Below are 14,937 nucleotides of genomic sequence, written 5' to 3' on the forward strand. Positions count from 1 at the left end.
CCGGGTAACGGCGCCCGGCCGGGTGGATCGGGGAAAGATCCGAAAGCCTTCTAACTAAAGGGGGTGGCGGGATCTTTTTTATTTTTGACAAGGGCCAAGGTGTCTAAAAATGTGGACAAAAAAATTTTTCTTCTTTGTCGATTTTTTGAAAAGGATTTGTCCCCTTTAAGTCGAAATGCTTTTATACAAGGAATTTTCAGAAAATGGGGGTGAAAGTGCTACAGGGGGTACATGGCGAGTTAAGGGGGTAGGCGGAAGAGTTTTGGAGAGTAAAAGAAAAAGGAGGAGGACAGTTGAAAAAGTATAAAGTAGCCCTGGTATTATTAAGTGTGTTGCTCATGATCGCCCTGGTGGCCGGGTGTGGTGGTAAAACGGGCACCTCGGGCGGTGGCGAAAATAAAGGCGGGGCGTCGGGTGATACCATTAAGATTGGTTTCATGGGCGCTTTGACCGGGAACGAGGCCAGTTACGGTATAGAAACCTTAAAAGGCATGAAAATGGCCGCCGAGGATTTAAATAAAGAAGGCGGCGTGCTGGGCAAAAAGATTGAAATCGTGGAGTCGGACCACGGCAGCAAGCAAACTGAGGCTGCCGCCGTGGTGCAGAAGATGATTAGCAAGGACCGGGTGGTGGCCATTGTGGGCGACCCCACTACCGGCAAGACCAAGACGGCGGCACCCATCTGCCAGCAAAATAAAGTGGTTCTCCTTTCTGCCGGCGCAGTGGGTCCAGGCGTGGTGGAGTTGGGCGATTATATTTTCCGGGATACCCTTTTGGATGCCGTGGCTGCCCCGGCGGTAACCGATTATCTGGTCAACAAGCTGGGGTGGAAGAAAGTGGCCATCGTTACTTCCGCCAACAACGACTACAGCGTGGGCCTGACCAAGATCTTTGAAGAAGCGCTGGCCAAGCATAACGCCCAAATAGTCGATAGAGAGAGCATCCAGGACGGGGACCAGGATTTCAGCGCCCAGGTGACCCGGATCAAGCGGGCCAGGCCCGACGGGATTATCTTTACCGGCTATTACACCGAGGGCGGCCTGTTTATGAAAGAAGTGCGCAAGCAGGGCCTGGACCTGAAGATGGCCGGCGGCGACGGTCTGCTTTCCCCGGTGCTCTGGAAGCTGGGCGGCGATGCGGTTGAGGGCAGCATGGTGTACACCGGTTTTGCCGCCGACCCGGCCAATGCCGCTCCCCAGACCAGGGAGTTCATCAAGAAATACCAGGCGGCCAATGACAACAAGCTGCCCGATATGTTCTCCGCCCAGGGTTACGATGCAGTGATGTTGCTGGCCAGGGCCATGAAGGAAGCCAACAGCACCGATCCTTCTAAATTTAAAGATGCTTTAGCAAAGACCAGGGATTATCCGGGTGTTTCCGGTACGTTGACCTTCCTGCCCAACCGGGAGCCCGTCAAGAGCCCGGTGTACTTGCTGGAAGTGAAGAACCAGGAGTTCAGCATCAAGGCAACTCTGCCCACCGAGGCGCCGAAAGCCTGATCCTTATTTCCGGATTCCGGTGGAACCGGGTCGAACTTGCCCGGTTCCACCAGAAATTTATTTTGTGGAGGGAGCCATGTTACTGCAACAAATTATTAACGGCCTCACCCTGGGGGCCACTTACGCCTTAATTGCCCTGGGTTACACCATGGTTTACGGCATCATCCAGTTGATTAATTTTGCCCACGGCGACATTTACATGATCGGCGCCTTTATCGGGGTGGCGGCGGTAGCCCTCTTCCACCAGAATTTTTTCCTCACCCTGGCCACCGCCATGCTCGCCTGTATGGTCCTGGGGGTGACCATCGAGCGGGTAGCCTACCGTCCTTTGCGCCGTGCCCCCCGTTTGAATCTCCTCATTACCACCATTGGAGTATCCATCTTTCTGGAAACCTTTATGACCGTCCTCAAAGGCCCGCAGCCCACCGGGTTCCCTCCCGTTTTGAAAAATGTGACCCTGCGGGTGGGCACCCTGGAATTCTCCAGCATCCAGCTGGTTATCTTGCTGGTTTCTGTGGCTCTGATGGTGGGATTGCAGTTTATCGTCAAGTACACTAAAATCGGCAAGGCCATGCGGGCGGCCTCCGAGGATTACGATACGGCCAGCCTGATGGGCATCAACATCAACCGGGTGATTTCCTTCACCTTTGCCATCGGGTCTGCCCTGGCCGCGGCGGGTGGAGTGCTGGTAGGGATTTATTTTAACTCCGTATCTCCCTATATGGGTGTAACTGCCGGTCTGAAAGCCTTTGTGGCGGCGGTGCTGGGTGGTATCGGCAATATTCCCGGCGCCATGCTGGGCGGCCTGCTCCTGGGTCTGGCCGAGGTTTTTGGCGTGGCCGCAGGCTTTTCGACCTATAAAGATGCCATTGCCTTTACCCTGCTGATCATCATTTTGCTGGTCAGGCCCACCGGTCTTCTGGGGCGGCCCATCCAGAGGAAGGTGTAGAAATTATGTCACAGTGGCTAGCCAGTGTAATTGACCCCTATTACCAGCAGGTGCTCATGCTGGTGGGTATTTATATCATTGCGGCTTTAGGTCTGAACCTCATTACCGGTTTGTGCGGTCAGCTTACCTTTGGACATGCTGCTTTCTTGAGTATTGGCGCCTACACGGCGGCAATCTTAACCAGGGATTTCCATATGCCTTTTCTGGCCAGCCTTATCCTGGGCGGATTGATGGCGGCTTTATTTGGCATATTGCTGGGTATTCCCGTACTCAAACTCACCGGTGACTACCTGGGTATTGCCACCCTGGGCTTCGGGGAAATTGTGCGGGTGGCCTTTACAAATATGAAAATAACCGGGGGAGCCATTGGACTGGCGGCCATTCCCCGTGCATCCAACTTGATAAATGTAACCATTTTTGTCATCCTGGCCGTGGTGGCCATGGTCTTGCTGGAGAATTCCCGTTTTGGCCGTGCTTTGAAGGCCATTCGGGAGGATGAAATTGCCGCCGAGGCTATGGGTATTAACGCCATGTGGTACAAGATCCAGGCTTTCGGCATCGGTTGTTTCCTGGCCGGGATCAGCGGGGGCTTTTATGCCCACATGCTGCAATATTTGAATCCCAACGACTTTGGCTTTTTGAAGTCCTTTGAAATTTTAAACTTCGTGGTGCTGGGCGGTCTGGGAAGCATCCCCGGGACCATTGTTGGCACGACCGTGCTCACCCTGGCTCCCGAGTTCCTGCGCTTCGTCCAGGAATACCGGATGATGATTTACGGTTTACTTCTGGTATTAATGATGATCTTCCGGCCCAACGGCTTGCTGGGTGGCGTTAACTTCCGCCGCCTGCTGCGGCGCAGAAAGCAAAAGGCGGCGGCCCTGAGCAGTTAAAAAAACGTCGGACTGCTTGTTCGACCTGATGGCGGGAGGATGTATGGCAGCAATCCTGGAGTTAAGAAATTTAAGCATCCGGTTCGGCGGCCTTTGTGCCGTGGATGATGTGGACATGTCCATAGAGGAAGGGGAAATCCGGGCCCTGATTGGCCCCAACGGGGCGGGAAAAAGCACCATCTTCAACCTGGTCACCGGCATCTACCGCCCCACGGGGGGTGAAATCATTTTTCGCGGGGAAAAAATAAACGGCCTGCCCCCCCACGAGATAACCGCCCGGGGCATCGCCCGCACCTTTCAAAACATTCGTCTTTTTGGCAACCTGACGGTGCTGGAGAATGTGCAGATCGGCCGGCATTGCCGGGGCAGGGCGGGCGTGTGGGGAGCCCTGTTGCCCTTTGGCCGCGTGCGGGCGGAAGAAACAAGGATCACCGTGCGGGCACGGGAACTGCTGGAATTCATGGGTCTGAATGCCAAGGAGGAGGAGCTGGCCAGGAATCTTTCCTACGGTGAGCAAAGGCGGCTGGAAATAGCCCGGGCCCTGGCCACCGACCCTAAAATAATTTTGCTGGATGAGCCGGCGGCCGGCATGAACCCGCAGGAAAAACAGGACCTTTCCGGGATGGTCCGCCGCATCCGGGACATGGGCATCACCATTTTCCTGGTGGAACACGATATGAAGTTCGTCATGAGCCTGGCCGACCGGGTGGCGGTGCTGGATTACGGCAGAAAGATAGCCGATGGGACTCCCGCCGAAATACAGCAGGATCCGGCGGTGATTGAGGCCTACCTGGGGAAGGATGTGTGAAGGTGCTGGAGGTTAAAGAGGTCAGCGTTGCCTACGGAGTAATTGAAGCCTTGAAGGGCATATCTTTTTCGGTAGAGGAAGGGGAGATTGTGGCCCTGATTGGTGCCAACGGGGCGGGTAAGACTACCACCCTGCGTACCATTTCCGGACTTTTGCGGGCCAAAAAAGGTCAGATCTTTTACAAAGGCCGGGAGATCACCAAGTTGCCTCCCTACAAGATTGTAGAACTGGGCCTGACCCAGGTACCCGAGGGCAGGCGGGTATTCAGCCGCATGACGGTGCTGGAAAACCTGGAGATGGGGGCGTATGTGGTGCGCAGCCGCTCTGAGTTGAAGGCGGGGCTGGAACGGGTTTTCGAGCGTTTTCCCCGCCTGGCCGAGCGCAAACACCAGCTGGCCGGTACTTTAAGCGGCGGAGAACAGCAGATGCTGGCCATGGGCCGAGCCCTGATGTCCCGGCCGGAGCTTTTACTGTTGGATGAGCCCTCCATGGGGCTGGCGCCGCTTCTGGTGCGGGAAGTGTTTTCCATCATTCAGGAGATTAATAAGACGGGTACAACCATTCTTTTGGTGGAACAAAATGCCCACATGGCCCTCTCTATTGCCCACAGGGCCTATGTGCTGCAAACGGGGGAAATAACCCTGGAGGGTCCGGCGGCTGAGCTTATGCAGAAACCGGAGGTCAAGAGGGCCTATCTGGGTGAATGATGGGGAGAATGACCTATGTACCTGGAAAAAAGGCTTTTGGTGCGGGATTTCTTAAGCGAGCCGGTTCCGGAAAATGACCTGACCGAATTTGTCCTCCACGGGGAGGAAATCCTGGACCAGCACATTTTAAGTGTAATCCCGGCTTTACGGGAGAAAAATATTGCCGTTGTGGATGCCAGCGGGACGGTAACGGGCCTGCTGATCTTGGAGCGGGTGGCGGAGCGCCTGGTGGATTTCATACGGGAAACGGAGGCGGCCCTCACCGCCGTGCTGGGGGTCACCGATGACGTTATCTGCATGATCGACAGCCAGGAAAACGTTACCGGCTGGAACCGCAAGGCTGAATTGCTCTACGGCATCAAATGCCAGGACATCCTGGGGCGTTCCATCCACGATTTTTTTACCAACCTGGTGGTTACCCGGGTATGCCGGGAAGACCGTGAGGTATACGCGGAATACCACCAGCCCTGCCAGGACACCCATGTTTTAATTAATTCCGTGCCCATCAGGCGGGACGGGCGGGTTATAGGCGGTGTTTCAGCCGAGAAGGATGTCACGGAAGTAATCCAGCTCAACCGCGCCCTGTCCCGGGCCAGTTACCAGGTCAAATGCCTGAAAGAAGCCATCCAGAAAAACGAGATCAAGCGCGTGGACCCCTTTGCCAAGCTCTACGGTCACCACCCCCGCCTGAAGGCTGTAGTGGATGTGGCCCGGCGGGCCGCCCCCACCGATGCCACCGTGCTGATCCGGGGGGAGAGCGGTACGGGGAAGGAGGTTCTGGCCAGGGCCATCCACGAGGCCAGCGACCGGGCGGGCAAGCCCTTCGTGGTGATCAATTGCGGCGCCGTTCCGGCGGAGCTCTTTGAAAGTGAGATTTTCGGCTACGAGCAGGGCGCCTTTACCGGGGCCGGGCCCCGCGGAAAGCCGGGTCTGCTGGAAATGGCCAATGAAGGAACGGTTTTCCTGGATGAAATCGGGGAGCTGCCCCCCAACCTGCAGGTTAAGCTCCTGCGCGTGTTGCAGGAAAGGGTGTTTTACCGCGTGGGCGGGTCCCGGCCCGTGAGTGTGAACATCCGCATTATTGCCGCCACCAACCGCCAGCTGGAGGAAATGGTTTCCGGCGGCGAATTCAGGGAAGATCTGTATTACCGTTTAAATGTAATCAGCGTCGAGATGCCTCCCTTGAGGGAGAGGCGTTCCGATATTCCCGAATTGCTCTACCGCTTTTTGCAGGAATACTGCCAGCTTTACGGCAAGGAAATCAGCAAGGTGGAGCCGGGAGTGGTGGCGGCACTGCTCTCCTATTCCTGGCCCGGCAATGTCCGGGAATTAAAGAATACTGTGGAGCGAATGGTAGTGCTGGCCGAAAACGAGGTGATCACGGAAAGGGATCTCCCCAAGTACCTGCAGGAGCATGCCCTGGGTTTTGCCGCTGCCCGGGAATTTCCACCCGATTTAACCGTGGCCGCTAAAGAAACCGAGAAGGAAATCATTCTCAAGGCACTGAAAGAGGCGGGAGGCAACCGCACCGTTACCGCCCGCCTGCTGGGAGTGCCCAGGAGCACTCTGTATTACAAAATGAATCGCCTGGGCATCCTGAGAACAAAAAAGCCTTTGCACAAGAATTAACGTTCCCTGGTGAGAGTTCCTTCCCGGGTCGTGGGGGAAAGAAGGTTGTATTTGGCAATTTTGCGGTAAATGGTCGCCCGGCTTATGCCCAGCGCCCGGGCGGCTTTTGTTTTGCCCTGTTCATTCCAGCCGAAATGATCCAGGGCGCTGATGATGGCCTCCTTTTCCATCTGCTCTAAAGTAACCCAGCGGTTTTCGCGGCCGGGGATTTCTGCCATGCGGTGACCGCCCTCCTGTACCGCACGGGGCAGGCTGCCGGTATCAATAAGGTCGCCTTCCTCCAGGTTTACGGCATATTCCACGGCGTTGATCAGTTCCCGCACATTTCCCGGCCAGCTATAGGCAAGGCAGGCCCGTTCCGCCCGGGAAGTATAACCCCGGATTTTCTTGCCCAGGAGATTGTTATAGTGCTCCCGGTAGTATTCCAGGAGCAGCTTGATATCCTCCGGCCTTTCCCGTAAAGGGGGTATGTAGAGGGGAATCACACTCAAGCGATAATACAGGTCGTCCCGGAAACGCCCCTTGGCAATCATTTCTTCCAGGTTGCTGTTGGTGGCGGCAATGATGCGTATATCCACCGGGATCAGGCGGTTGCCGCCGACGCGTTCCACCTGGCGCTCCTGCAGTACCCGTAGCAGCTTCGCCTGCAGGTAGAGGGACATGTTCCCGATTTCGTCCAGGAAAATGGTCCCGTGATTGGCCAGCTCAAACTTGCCCGGTTTGCCCCCTTTGCGGGCACCGGTGAAGGCTCCTTCTTCATAGCCGAACAGTTCGCTTTCCAGCAGGGTTTCCGGTATGGCCCCGCAGTTTATGGCCACAAAGGGCTTGTTTTTCCGCGGGCTGGCGGCGTGGATGGCCCGGGCAAAAATTTCCTTGCCCGTGCCGCTTTCCCCGGTGATCAGGACGGTGGAATGGCTGCCGGCAATTTTCGCCGCCCTCGCTTTTAGCTCTTTTATGGCCCGGCTTTCCCCGATGATGTCGTCAAAAGTGAAGACCTTCTGGGCGCTCATAATTTCATAGGCCAGCTTTTGTGTCTCCTTGAAGTCCCGGGCCGAGGCCACCACTCCTACGGGCCGGCCGTCGCTGCCCATTATGGGGCGGGCCGTAACCAGAAGATGCAGCCGCCGTCCCCTGGCCTGGACAAAACACTCCCGGGAAGTGAAGCCTCCAGGCTGGCGCAGGGCCTGGAGGAGGGGCAGGCCGGTTAAGTGTTCTTCCAGGCGCTGGTGCAGAATTTCGTTTTTGGGGATGTTAAACATCCGTTCGGCGGAGAGGTTGAAGTGGGTCACCACCCCGTCGCTGTTGATGGCAACGACCCCTTCATCCACCGCATCCATGACCGCGTTCACCTGGCTGGCCATGATCATTTTCTCGGTCATGGCCTCGGTTTCCAGGACCTTGGCTGCGATCAGGTCGGCCATGCGCCCGATAAATTCCATCAAAGATTCGGTGCGGGTAAGCAGGGTTACTTTTTGCTCGTCGCTAAAGGCAATCAGGCTGATAGTGCCGATGACATTCTGCCCGGCAATGATGGGGTAAACGATGGAAGCTTTGTAAAAACAGCTCCCCGTCAGGGGGCAGGACATACAAATGGGATGGTAGCCTGCCTCCTTGATGAAAATGGGCCGGCTGGTCTTGAGCACGTGTTTGTTCACCAGCCCCCGCAGGAGGCGGGAGCCCACGTCGTTGCGCACCTTGCCCGTGCCGGCCACCCGCACCAGGTCGAGGTCGATTACTTCGACCTCGACCCCCAGGGCGGCGGCAATGGCTTCGGCAGCCCGCTGGCAATCTTCTTTTACCTGATCCAGTCTGGACACAGGACCTCACATCCGATCAACAACGTTTCGGTTAAATCCGGGCTAAAAGCGTTCGGAAATGGATTTGGCCTGCATGAACAATTTAAGATAATCCCGGCCACCGGCTTTGGAGTTGGTGCCGGACATTTTGAAACCGCCGAAGGGTTGTACTCCTACCAGTGCACCGGTGCACTTGCGGTTGAAATACAGGTTGCCCGCATGGAACTCCTGCCGGGCCTTTTCCAGGTGGGCGCGGTTGCGGGAGTATACGCCCCCGGTAAGGCCGTATTCCGTATCGTTGGCAATGGCAATGGCTTCATCGAAGGTTTTAGCCTGAATGACCGCCAGCACCGGCCCGAAAATTTCCTCCTGGGCGATGCGGGCCCGGGGCGCTACGTCGGCAAACACCGTGGGCCAGATAAAGTAGCCCCGGCTGTTGTCCCCCTGGCCGCCGGCGAGCAGGCGGCCTTCCTCCCGGCCAATCTGGATATAGCCCATGATTTTGTTATATGAGGCTCCGTCAATGACCGGGCCCACGTCTATACCGTATTCTTCGGCAGGTCCCGTCTTAAGTTGAGCCACCCTTTCGGCCAGTTTGTCCAGCACCGGCCGGTAAGCGTCACCAACCACAATCAGCCGGGAGCAGGCGGAACATTTCTGGCCGGAAAAGCCATAGGCCGAGGTTATCACGCCGGCTACGGCTTCATCCAGGTCGCAGTCCTCATCAATAATGATGGCGTCCTTGCCGCCCATTTCCGCCGCCACCCGTTTAATCCATTTCTGGCCGGGGGCGATCCGGGCGGCCAGGCTGTTAATATGCAGGCCCACATCCCTGGAGCCGGTGAAATTAATGAAATGCACCAGGGGATGCCCCACCAGAAAATCACCAATTTCGCCGCCGCTGCCGGGCAGGAAGTTGATTACCCCGGGAGGCAGGCCGGCTTCCTGCATGATCTCCATGAACATGTACGCGATTACCGGTGTATTGCTGGCCGGTTTTAAAACCACCGTATTGCCGGCCACCACCGGCCCCACGGTCGTACCGGTGAGGATGGCCAGGGGGAAGTTCCAGGGTGGGATGATAACCCCCACACCCAAAGGCAGGTATTCCAGGGTATTTTCCTCCCCGGGATAGGGGGTGACCGGCTGGGGTTGGGCCAGGCGGATCATTTCCCGGCCGTAAAATTCCAGGAAGTCAATGGCCTCGGCGGTATCGGCATCGGCCTCGGCCCAGTTTTTGCCGGCTTCCAGCACCATCCAGGCCGAAAGCTCGTGTTTTCTTTTGCGCATGATGGCCGCGGCCTTAAAGAGATAGCGTGCCCTGGCCTCGGGGGGCACCTGCCGCCAGCTCAGGAAAGCTTCCGCGGCCGTTTCCACCGCCCGCTGGGCCAAAGCCCGGTCGGCCCGGGAAACCCGGCCGACAGCCTCACTGTGGCAGGAAGGGTTGTAAGAGACGATTTTTTCTTCAGTGTAGATTTGTTTTCCCCCGATGATTAAAGGATACTCCCTGCCCAGGCGGCTTTTGACTTTCTGCAGGGCTTCCTTCATTTTCTTCCGGTTTTCTTCCCGGGTGAAGTCGGTTAAGGGCTCGTTGGCAAAGGGTATGAGCATGGCTCTTCACTCCTTATTATAGGCCTGGTTTTTGCCCGGAACAAGATTCCGGGAGTAAAAGAAGTGACGGTAACCTTTGTTAATTGCCTAGACAACCGACGGTTCCACAAATAGCTCGCCGGTGGTAAAACGGGACAGGCTGAACATATCCACGGGCAGGGTGGTGGGCAGTCCTAAAATGATTTCCGCCATCAACTGGCCGGTCATGGGGGCAATCATGAAGCCGTGTCCGGAAAAACCGGCGGCAACATAAAACCCGGGCACCCCGGCTACCTCGCCCAGCACGGGCTGCCGGTCGGGGCTCATGTCGTACACCCCGGCCCACTGCCGGACCACCCGCACGTTTTTCAACACCGGCAGGAGCCAGACCGCTTTTTGGGCCATCTGGGTAAGAAACTGCCAGCTGGAACGGATGTTGTATTCCTTGGGCTCGTTGGGATCCCCCAGGCCCATGATAAAGCTGCCGTGGGGCGTTTGCTGGCAGTAGAGGTTGTGGTAGAAACTCATCACCATGGGCCCCAGGACCTGTTCCACCGGTTCGGTTACCAGGATCTGGTGCCTTTCCGGCACCACGGGCAGGTCTACCCCCACCATGCGGCCGATTTCCGCCGCGTGGCCGCCCGCGGCGTTGACCACCACCGGAGCCTGGAAAGCCCCCCGGTTGGTGATGACCGTTTTCAGGGAGCCTTCGATTTTGATGTCCTGTACTTCCGTATAGGTGTGGATTTTCACCCCCAGCCGCCTGGCCGCCCGGGCATAGGCATCGGTGACCTTAAAGGGGTTGGCGTGGCCGTCCTTGGCACAGAAGGTGGCTCCCAGAAGGCCCTCGGTGTTTAAAAAGGGTACGATTTCCCGGGCTTCCTGGGGTGTTACCCAGCGGGCGTCGATGCCCAGGCTTTTCTGCAGGGCCAGGTTTTTCTTGAACTGCTCTTCCATTTTGGGGGTGTAGGCCAGGATCAGGTAACCCCCCTGCTTGATTTCCACGCCTCCGGGATAGTCCAGCTCTTCGGCCAGGCGCTCCAGCTTGGCGATGGCGTATTTGGCCAAAAGGCAGTTGGTTTTTGTGCCCCACTGGTGGCGGAAACCAGCTCCGCAGCGTCCCGTGGCGCCGGAGGTGAGGTAGGCTCGTTCCAGCACAGCCACATCACGCATGCCCCGGGCGGCCAGGTGATAGGCAATGGAACAGCCGGTGACCCCCCCGCCAATGATAATCACTTCATGCCTGTTCATTTTCAGCACCTCCCCGGGCCAGGGTACCCAGCTTTAAGGGGATTACCGGCGGCCGGAAAGTGGGCAGGGCCAGGTTGGCCGGGTCCTGTCCGGTGATGCGGGCGATTTCCCCGGCAATAAGGGGCCGGCAGGTACGCCCCTGGCACGGGCCCATGCCGCAGCGCTTCAGCCGCTTGATTTCATCCAGGGTACGGGCCCCCCCGGCAATGGCCTGCCGGATTTCCTCCAGGGTTACGTCCTCGCAGCGGCAGACAATGATTTTATCTTCCATGGCTTTCACTCCTGGAATGTTAAATATCATGTACTGTCGCAAAACCAGAAACAAAACGGGCGGCGGTCGTCCCTTAAGGAGCGACATTGCGGAGGGCCGGATACGAAACACGGCGCTGCCGAGGTTAGCGAACCGGCAGCGCGAATCGCGCTGGCAACAGTATCGATAGAATGATTGAGCTACTTATGCTATAGCTATCCATAAGGAGAAGAGACTTCCGGCGCATATGCAGCGCTGCCAGGTTCGCTCCGAGGCAAGCCGATGTTTCGTCCGGCCCGTAGCACGGAGCGACGGGGGACGACCGCCGCCCTGGGTAGTTAGTAATGCGACAGTATCTTTAAACATGCGTTATAACAAAATGCCGTACCTCCATGGCCTGCTCTTTGGGTACGGCCAGCCAGACGACCGCGGTTTTATCCATCTTTTCCGTGGTCACCACTTTGACCACCCGTGCCCGGCACACTTTTTCCCCCGCCCGGTTCACCCCGGCCACTTCCTGGCCTTCCGCGGGGAGGGGGAGGAACTCATAGGGCAGCTTGACCAGGGCCTCCTTTTCGCTGTAAGTCAGATCCACGACGAAAAGGGCCAGCCCGGGGCAGCGGGTGATGCACTGGCCGCAGCCATTGCATTTCTCGTAGTCCACCTGCGGTATTTCGTTGATGTCCTCAAAGGGTCCGATGGCCTGGCGGGGACAGGCGTGGCTGCAGGGATCGCAGGGAATGGGTTGAAAGCATTCCGCTATGACCACCGGCCCTTTGGCCAGCCGCTCCGGCGGCGGTATCTTTGCCGCCAGGTCCTCCGGGGTGGGAATGCCATCCACAGCCAGCATAACCTTCACCTCCCAAACTCTAGCCGGCCAGCACCCTGGCCAGCCCGGTGCGAATCTTTTCGCCCACGGGGCCGGAGCGCAGGCTGTCCAGCTGGTGTTGCAACTCCCGGCGCCGGGCCTCGTAGCCGGCCCGGCCGTAGCCCAAACTGTAAGCGGCATGCAGCCCGGCCAGGGCGCCTTCCATCATCGCTGCCGAAGCTTCTTCCACCCCGGCCGCATCGCCGGCCACGTAGACTCCCGGTACGGTGGTCTGGAGGTTGGCATCACGCAAAGGCACGTGCCCGCCCAGCTGGGGCACGTAGGCCAGCCTGCAGCCGGCCTGGGCCAGCAGTTCCACCAGGGGTGAAAGGCCTACGGAAAGACAAATGGTGTCTACGGCGAAGTCCTTTTCCGTCCCCGGCACGGGTTGGCCCTGTCCATCCAGTTGCCAGATCACGGCCCCTTCCACTTCCCGTCCGCCGTAGGCCCGCTTGATGGTATGGCTGGTATAGATGGGCACTCCCGCCCGGCGCACCTTGGCCGCATGAACCCAGTAGGCGCCAATTCCCGGGGCAGCCTCCACAATGGCGGCTACCTCCATGCCGGCCTGCAGCAGCTGGTAGGTGACGATAACCCCGATATTGCCGGCGCCGACCATCAGGACCCGCTTTCCGGGCAGAATGCCGTAAACATTGACCAGTGTCTGTACCGCACCAGCACCATAAATGCCCGGCAGGTCATTGTTGGGGAAGGCCAGGGTTTTTTCCGATGCTCCCGTGGCCACAATTACCCGGGAAGGCTTCAGGTAAAAGACCCTCCCTTCCTGTTCCACTCCCAGCACGCCGTCTTCGTAGAAACCAAAAACGGTGGCACCGGTCAGGGCTTCAATCAGGGGATGGGATATAACCTGTCCGGTGAGTTCGGCGGCGATATTGATCCCCCGTTCCGAGGCCCTGTGGCTGCGGGAACCGAAAAAGCGGTGGGTTTGCTTGATCAGCTGGCCCCCAAGCCGGTCCTGGCGGTCCAAAAGGACCACCCGGGCACCGGCGTTTGCTGCTTCCAGGGCGGCACAAAGTCCGGCCGGACCGCCGCCAATGACCGCAATCTCTACAAAGCTAATTTCCTGCTGCATAAATAACTCCCTTTCCTTTCTGGCTTTCCACCACCATCCCCGGGCGCAGCTTTTCCACACAAATCCGCACGTTGGGTTCCCCGTTGACAGTCATGAGACAGGAGGAACAGTTGCCGATGGCGCAGAAAAGGCCCCGGGGGCGGTGGAGCACCGGGCTTTCCCGCAGGACCCGGATGCCGGCGGCGTGCAGGGCCGCGGCAATGGTTTCTCCTTCGTAGCCTACATACTCTTTGCCGTCGAAGGTGAACTTTATTTTTTTGCCCCGCCGGAATTCCAGGACCGGGTGCTGCTCTATGCGCATGGCCATACCCCCCATTTCAATTTGCGAAGATCACATGACGATTTGCTACGGTACAAATACCGTTCGCAAAAAGAATGCCAGGGAAGGGCCATTTCTGCTGCCCCATCTGGCCGCTAAAAAAGATTGTGTTGTATAATAAACTGGACGGTGTGTTTAGACAATTAAACATAATTTAAACAAAACCGGAAGGTTGGCCGTACAGGGACATAGCCGGGCGGTTTACTTGTCCTTCTTTGCGGGGATACCGGCAGGAAAGTGCGGTTTTGTCGAGAATACTATCTTGAGCGGCCTAACACCGAAGGAAGGTGCACATTTTATGGAAGATCGTTATCAAAGGGAGATCAACTACCTGCGGGTTTCAGTCACCGACCGCTGTAATTTACGCTGCCATTACTGCATGCCTCCCCAGGGTGTATCCGTCGTACCCCGGAAGGAAATCCTTACCCTGGAGGAAATTGTCCGGGTGGTCGAGGCATCGACGAAGGTGGGAGTGAAAAAAGTGCGCCTTACCGGAGGAGAGCCTTTGGTACGCCGCGGGATAACCGATCTCGTGCGGGCCCTGGCTGCCATACCGGAAATTGACGACCTGGCCCTCACCACCAACGGCATCCTGCTGGCCGCCCAGGTCGGCCAGTTAAAGGCTGCCGGCCTGCGCCGGGTGAACGTCAGCCTGGATACATTAAAACCCGAACGCTACAGTTATATTACCCGGGGAGGCCGTCTGGAAGCGGTGTGGCAGGGAATAGAGAGGTCTTTAGAGCTTGGCCTTCATCCGGTCAAGCTGAATGCCGTGGTCGTACGCGGATTTAATGATGATGAAATTTGCGATCTGGCCCGCCTTTCACTGGACCGGCCCCTGCACGTGCGTTTCATTGAATTGATGCCCTTTGGAACAGCTGCCGCCGTTTCCAGGGAAGGCTATATGTCCACGGCGGAAATCAGGGGCCGGATTGAGGAGGAACTGGGCCAGTTGCAGGAAGTGCGCAAGCTGACGGGTAGCGGGCCGGCACGCTACTACCGCCTGGCGGGGGCGGCGGGGACCATTGGGTTTATCAGCGCAGTGAGCGATCATTTCTGCGGGCGGTGCAACCGCCTGCGCCTGACCGCCACCGGCGCTTTGAGGCCCTGCCTTTTTCATGAATACGAAGTTGATCTCAAAGGGCCATTGCGCCGGGGTGCCACCCGGGATGAACTGGCTGAGCTGGTGGCCCGGGCCGTCCGGGACAAGCCCGGCCATCACAATATAAACCAGGGGCAGTCCTGCTCCCGGAAAAACATGTCTCAAATTGGCGGGTAGGAGCTGGTA

At 57.7% G+C, this 14,937-nt stretch carries 14 protein-coding genes; 7 read left to right on the forward strand and 7 right to left on the reverse strand.

Features of this window, described 5'->3' with window-relative positions:
• Positions 1-293: 293 nt before the first annotated feature.
• The 6 genes from G7K71_RS09855 (at position 294) to G7K71_RS09880 (ending at position 6,482) form a co-directional block, all read left to right on the forward strand.
• Positions 294-1,499: an ABC transporter substrate-binding protein gene (locus G7K71_RS09855; RefSeq protein WP_166345825.1), complete on the forward strand. Its 1,206-nt coding sequence runs from the start codon at positions 294-296 to the stop codon at positions 1,497-1,499.
• A 76-nt stretch (positions 1,500-1,575) separates the two neighbouring features.
• The gene (locus G7K71_RS09860) at positions 1,576-2,448 is read left to right on the forward strand and encodes a branched-chain amino acid ABC transporter permease (RefSeq protein ID WP_013823722.1); all 873 of its coding nucleotides are present in this window, start codon (positions 1,576-1,578) and stop codon (positions 2,446-2,448) included.
• Positions 2,449-2,453: 5 nt separating this feature from the next.
• A complete protein-coding gene (locus tag G7K71_RS09865) occupies positions 2,454-3,338 on the forward strand; it encodes a branched-chain amino acid ABC transporter permease (RefSeq protein ID WP_166345828.1) in 885 nt (294 codons plus the stop codon).
• A gap of 43 nt (positions 3,339-3,381) precedes the next feature.
• Positions 3,382-4,146 (forward strand): ABC transporter ATP-binding protein, encoded by a 765-nt coding sequence (locus G7K71_RS09870; protein ID WP_166345831.1) that lies wholly within the window; start codon positions 3,382-3,384, stop codon positions 4,144-4,146.
• On the forward strand, positions 4,143-4,853 hold the full coding sequence (locus G7K71_RS09875) for an ABC transporter ATP-binding protein (RefSeq protein WP_166345834.1): 711 nt from the start codon (positions 4,143-4,145) through the stop codon (positions 4,851-4,853). The genes G7K71_RS09870 and G7K71_RS09875 overlap by 4 nt, the downstream gene beginning before the upstream one ends.
• A gap of 15 nt (positions 4,854-4,868) precedes the next feature.
• Positions 4,869-6,482: a sigma-54-dependent Fis family transcriptional regulator gene (locus G7K71_RS09880; protein ID WP_166345837.1), complete on the forward strand. Its 1,614-nt coding sequence runs from the start codon at positions 4,869-4,871 to the stop codon at positions 6,480-6,482.
• Here the strand turns inward: G7K71_RS09880 and G7K71_RS09885 are convergent.
• The 7 genes from G7K71_RS09885 to G7K71_RS09915 all read right to left on the reverse strand — a co-directional run bounded on the left by G7K71_RS09885 (position 6,479) and on the right by G7K71_RS09915 (position 13,631).
• A complete protein-coding gene (locus G7K71_RS09885) occupies positions 6,479-8,299 on the reverse strand; it encodes a sigma 54-interacting transcriptional regulator (protein ID WP_166345840.1) in 1,821 nt (606 codons plus the stop codon). The two genes, G7K71_RS09880 and G7K71_RS09885, sit on opposite strands and share 4 nt — an antisense overlap.
• Positions 8,300-8,341: 42 nt before the next feature.
• The gene (gene pruA, locus G7K71_RS09890; protein ID WP_166345843.1) at positions 8,342-9,889 is read right to left on the reverse strand and encodes an L-glutamate gamma-semialdehyde dehydrogenase; all 1,548 of its coding nucleotides are present in this window, start codon (positions 9,887-9,889) and stop codon (positions 8,342-8,344) included.
• An 87-nt stretch (positions 9,890-9,976) separates the two neighbouring features.
• Complete coding sequence (locus G7K71_RS09895; RefSeq protein ID WP_166345846.1) at positions 9,977-11,119, reverse strand: FAD-binding oxidoreductase; 1,143 nt, start codon at positions 11,117-11,119, stop codon at positions 9,977-9,979.
• On the reverse strand, positions 11,106-11,390 hold the full coding sequence (locus G7K71_RS09900) for a (2Fe-2S)-binding protein (RefSeq protein ID WP_166345849.1): 285 nt from the start codon (positions 11,388-11,390) through the stop codon (positions 11,106-11,108). Before G7K71_RS09900 ends, G7K71_RS09895 begins: the two co-directional genes overlap by 14 nt.
• Before the next feature lie 337 nt (positions 11,391-11,727).
• Positions 11,728-12,219 (reverse strand): 4Fe-4S dicluster domain-containing protein, encoded by a 492-nt coding sequence (locus G7K71_RS09905; protein ID WP_166345852.1) that lies wholly within the window; start codon positions 12,217-12,219, stop codon positions 11,728-11,730.
• A 19-nt stretch (positions 12,220-12,238) separates the two neighbouring features.
• Entirely contained in the window at positions 12,239-13,330 is a 1,092-nt protein-coding gene (locus tag G7K71_RS09910) for an FAD-dependent oxidoreductase (protein WP_207712832.1), read from the reverse strand.
• Positions 13,314-13,631, reverse strand: coding sequence for a (2Fe-2S)-binding protein (locus G7K71_RS09915; protein ID WP_166345855.1), 318 nt, complete (start codon positions 13,629-13,631; stop codon positions 13,314-13,316). Before G7K71_RS09915 ends, G7K71_RS09910 begins: the two co-directional genes overlap by 17 nt.
• A 316-nt stretch (positions 13,632-13,947) precedes the next feature.
• Between G7K71_RS09915 and moaA the strand changes: the two genes are divergently transcribed.
• Positions 13,948-14,928, forward strand: a complete 981-nt coding sequence (gene moaA, locus G7K71_RS09920; protein WP_166345858.1) for a GTP 3',8-cyclase MoaA — start codon at positions 13,948-13,950, stop codon at positions 14,926-14,928.
• The last annotated feature ends 9 nt before the right edge of the window (positions 14,929-14,937 follow it).

It is taken from the genome of Desulfofundulus sp. TPOSR (assembly GCF_011393055.1).
Taxonomy (GTDB): Bacteria; Bacillota; Desulfotomaculia; order Desulfotomaculales; family Desulfovirgulaceae; genus Desulfofundulus; species Desulfofundulus kuznetsovii.

Coding starts and splice junctions, on each gene's coding strand:
- G7K71_RS09895 (WP_166345846.1), bottom strand. CDS start 11,119: ATGAACAGGCATGAAGTGATTATCATTGGCGGGGGGGTCACCGGCTGT.
- G7K71_RS09910 (WP_207712832.1), bottom strand. CDS start 13,330: ATGCAGCAGGAAATTAGCTTTGTAGAGATTGCGGTCATTGGCGGCGGT.
- G7K71_RS09865 (WP_166345828.1), top strand. CDS start 2,454: ATGTCACAGTGGCTAGCCAGTGTAATTGACCCCTATTACCAGCAGGTG.
- moaA (WP_166345858.1), top strand. CDS start 13,948: ATGGAAGATCGTTATCAAAGGGAGATCAACTACCTGCGGGTTTCAGTC.
- G7K71_RS09880 (WP_166345837.1), top strand. CDS start 4,869: ATGTACCTGGAAAAAAGGCTTTTGGTGCGGGATTTCTTAAGCGAGCCG.
- G7K71_RS09870 (WP_166345831.1), top strand. CDS start 3,382: ATGGCAGCAATCCTGGAGTTAAGAAATTTAAGCATCCGGTTCGGCGGC.
- G7K71_RS09915 (WP_166345855.1), bottom strand. CDS start 13,631: ATGCGCATAGAGCAGCACCCGGTCCTGGAATTCCGGCGGGGCAAAAAA.
- G7K71_RS09905 (WP_166345852.1), bottom strand. CDS start 12,219: ATGCTGGCTGTGGATGGCATTCCCACCCCGGAGGACCTGGCGGCAAAG.
- G7K71_RS09860 (WP_013823722.1), top strand. CDS start 1,576: ATGTTACTGCAACAAATTATTAACGGCCTCACCCTGGGGGCCACTTAC.
- G7K71_RS09900 (WP_166345849.1), bottom strand. CDS start 11,390: ATGGAAGATAAAATCATTGTCTGCCGCTGCGAGGACGTAACCCTGGAG.
- pruA (WP_166345843.1), bottom strand. CDS start 9,889: ATGCTCATACCCTTTGCCAACGAGCCCTTAACCGACTTCACCCGGGAA.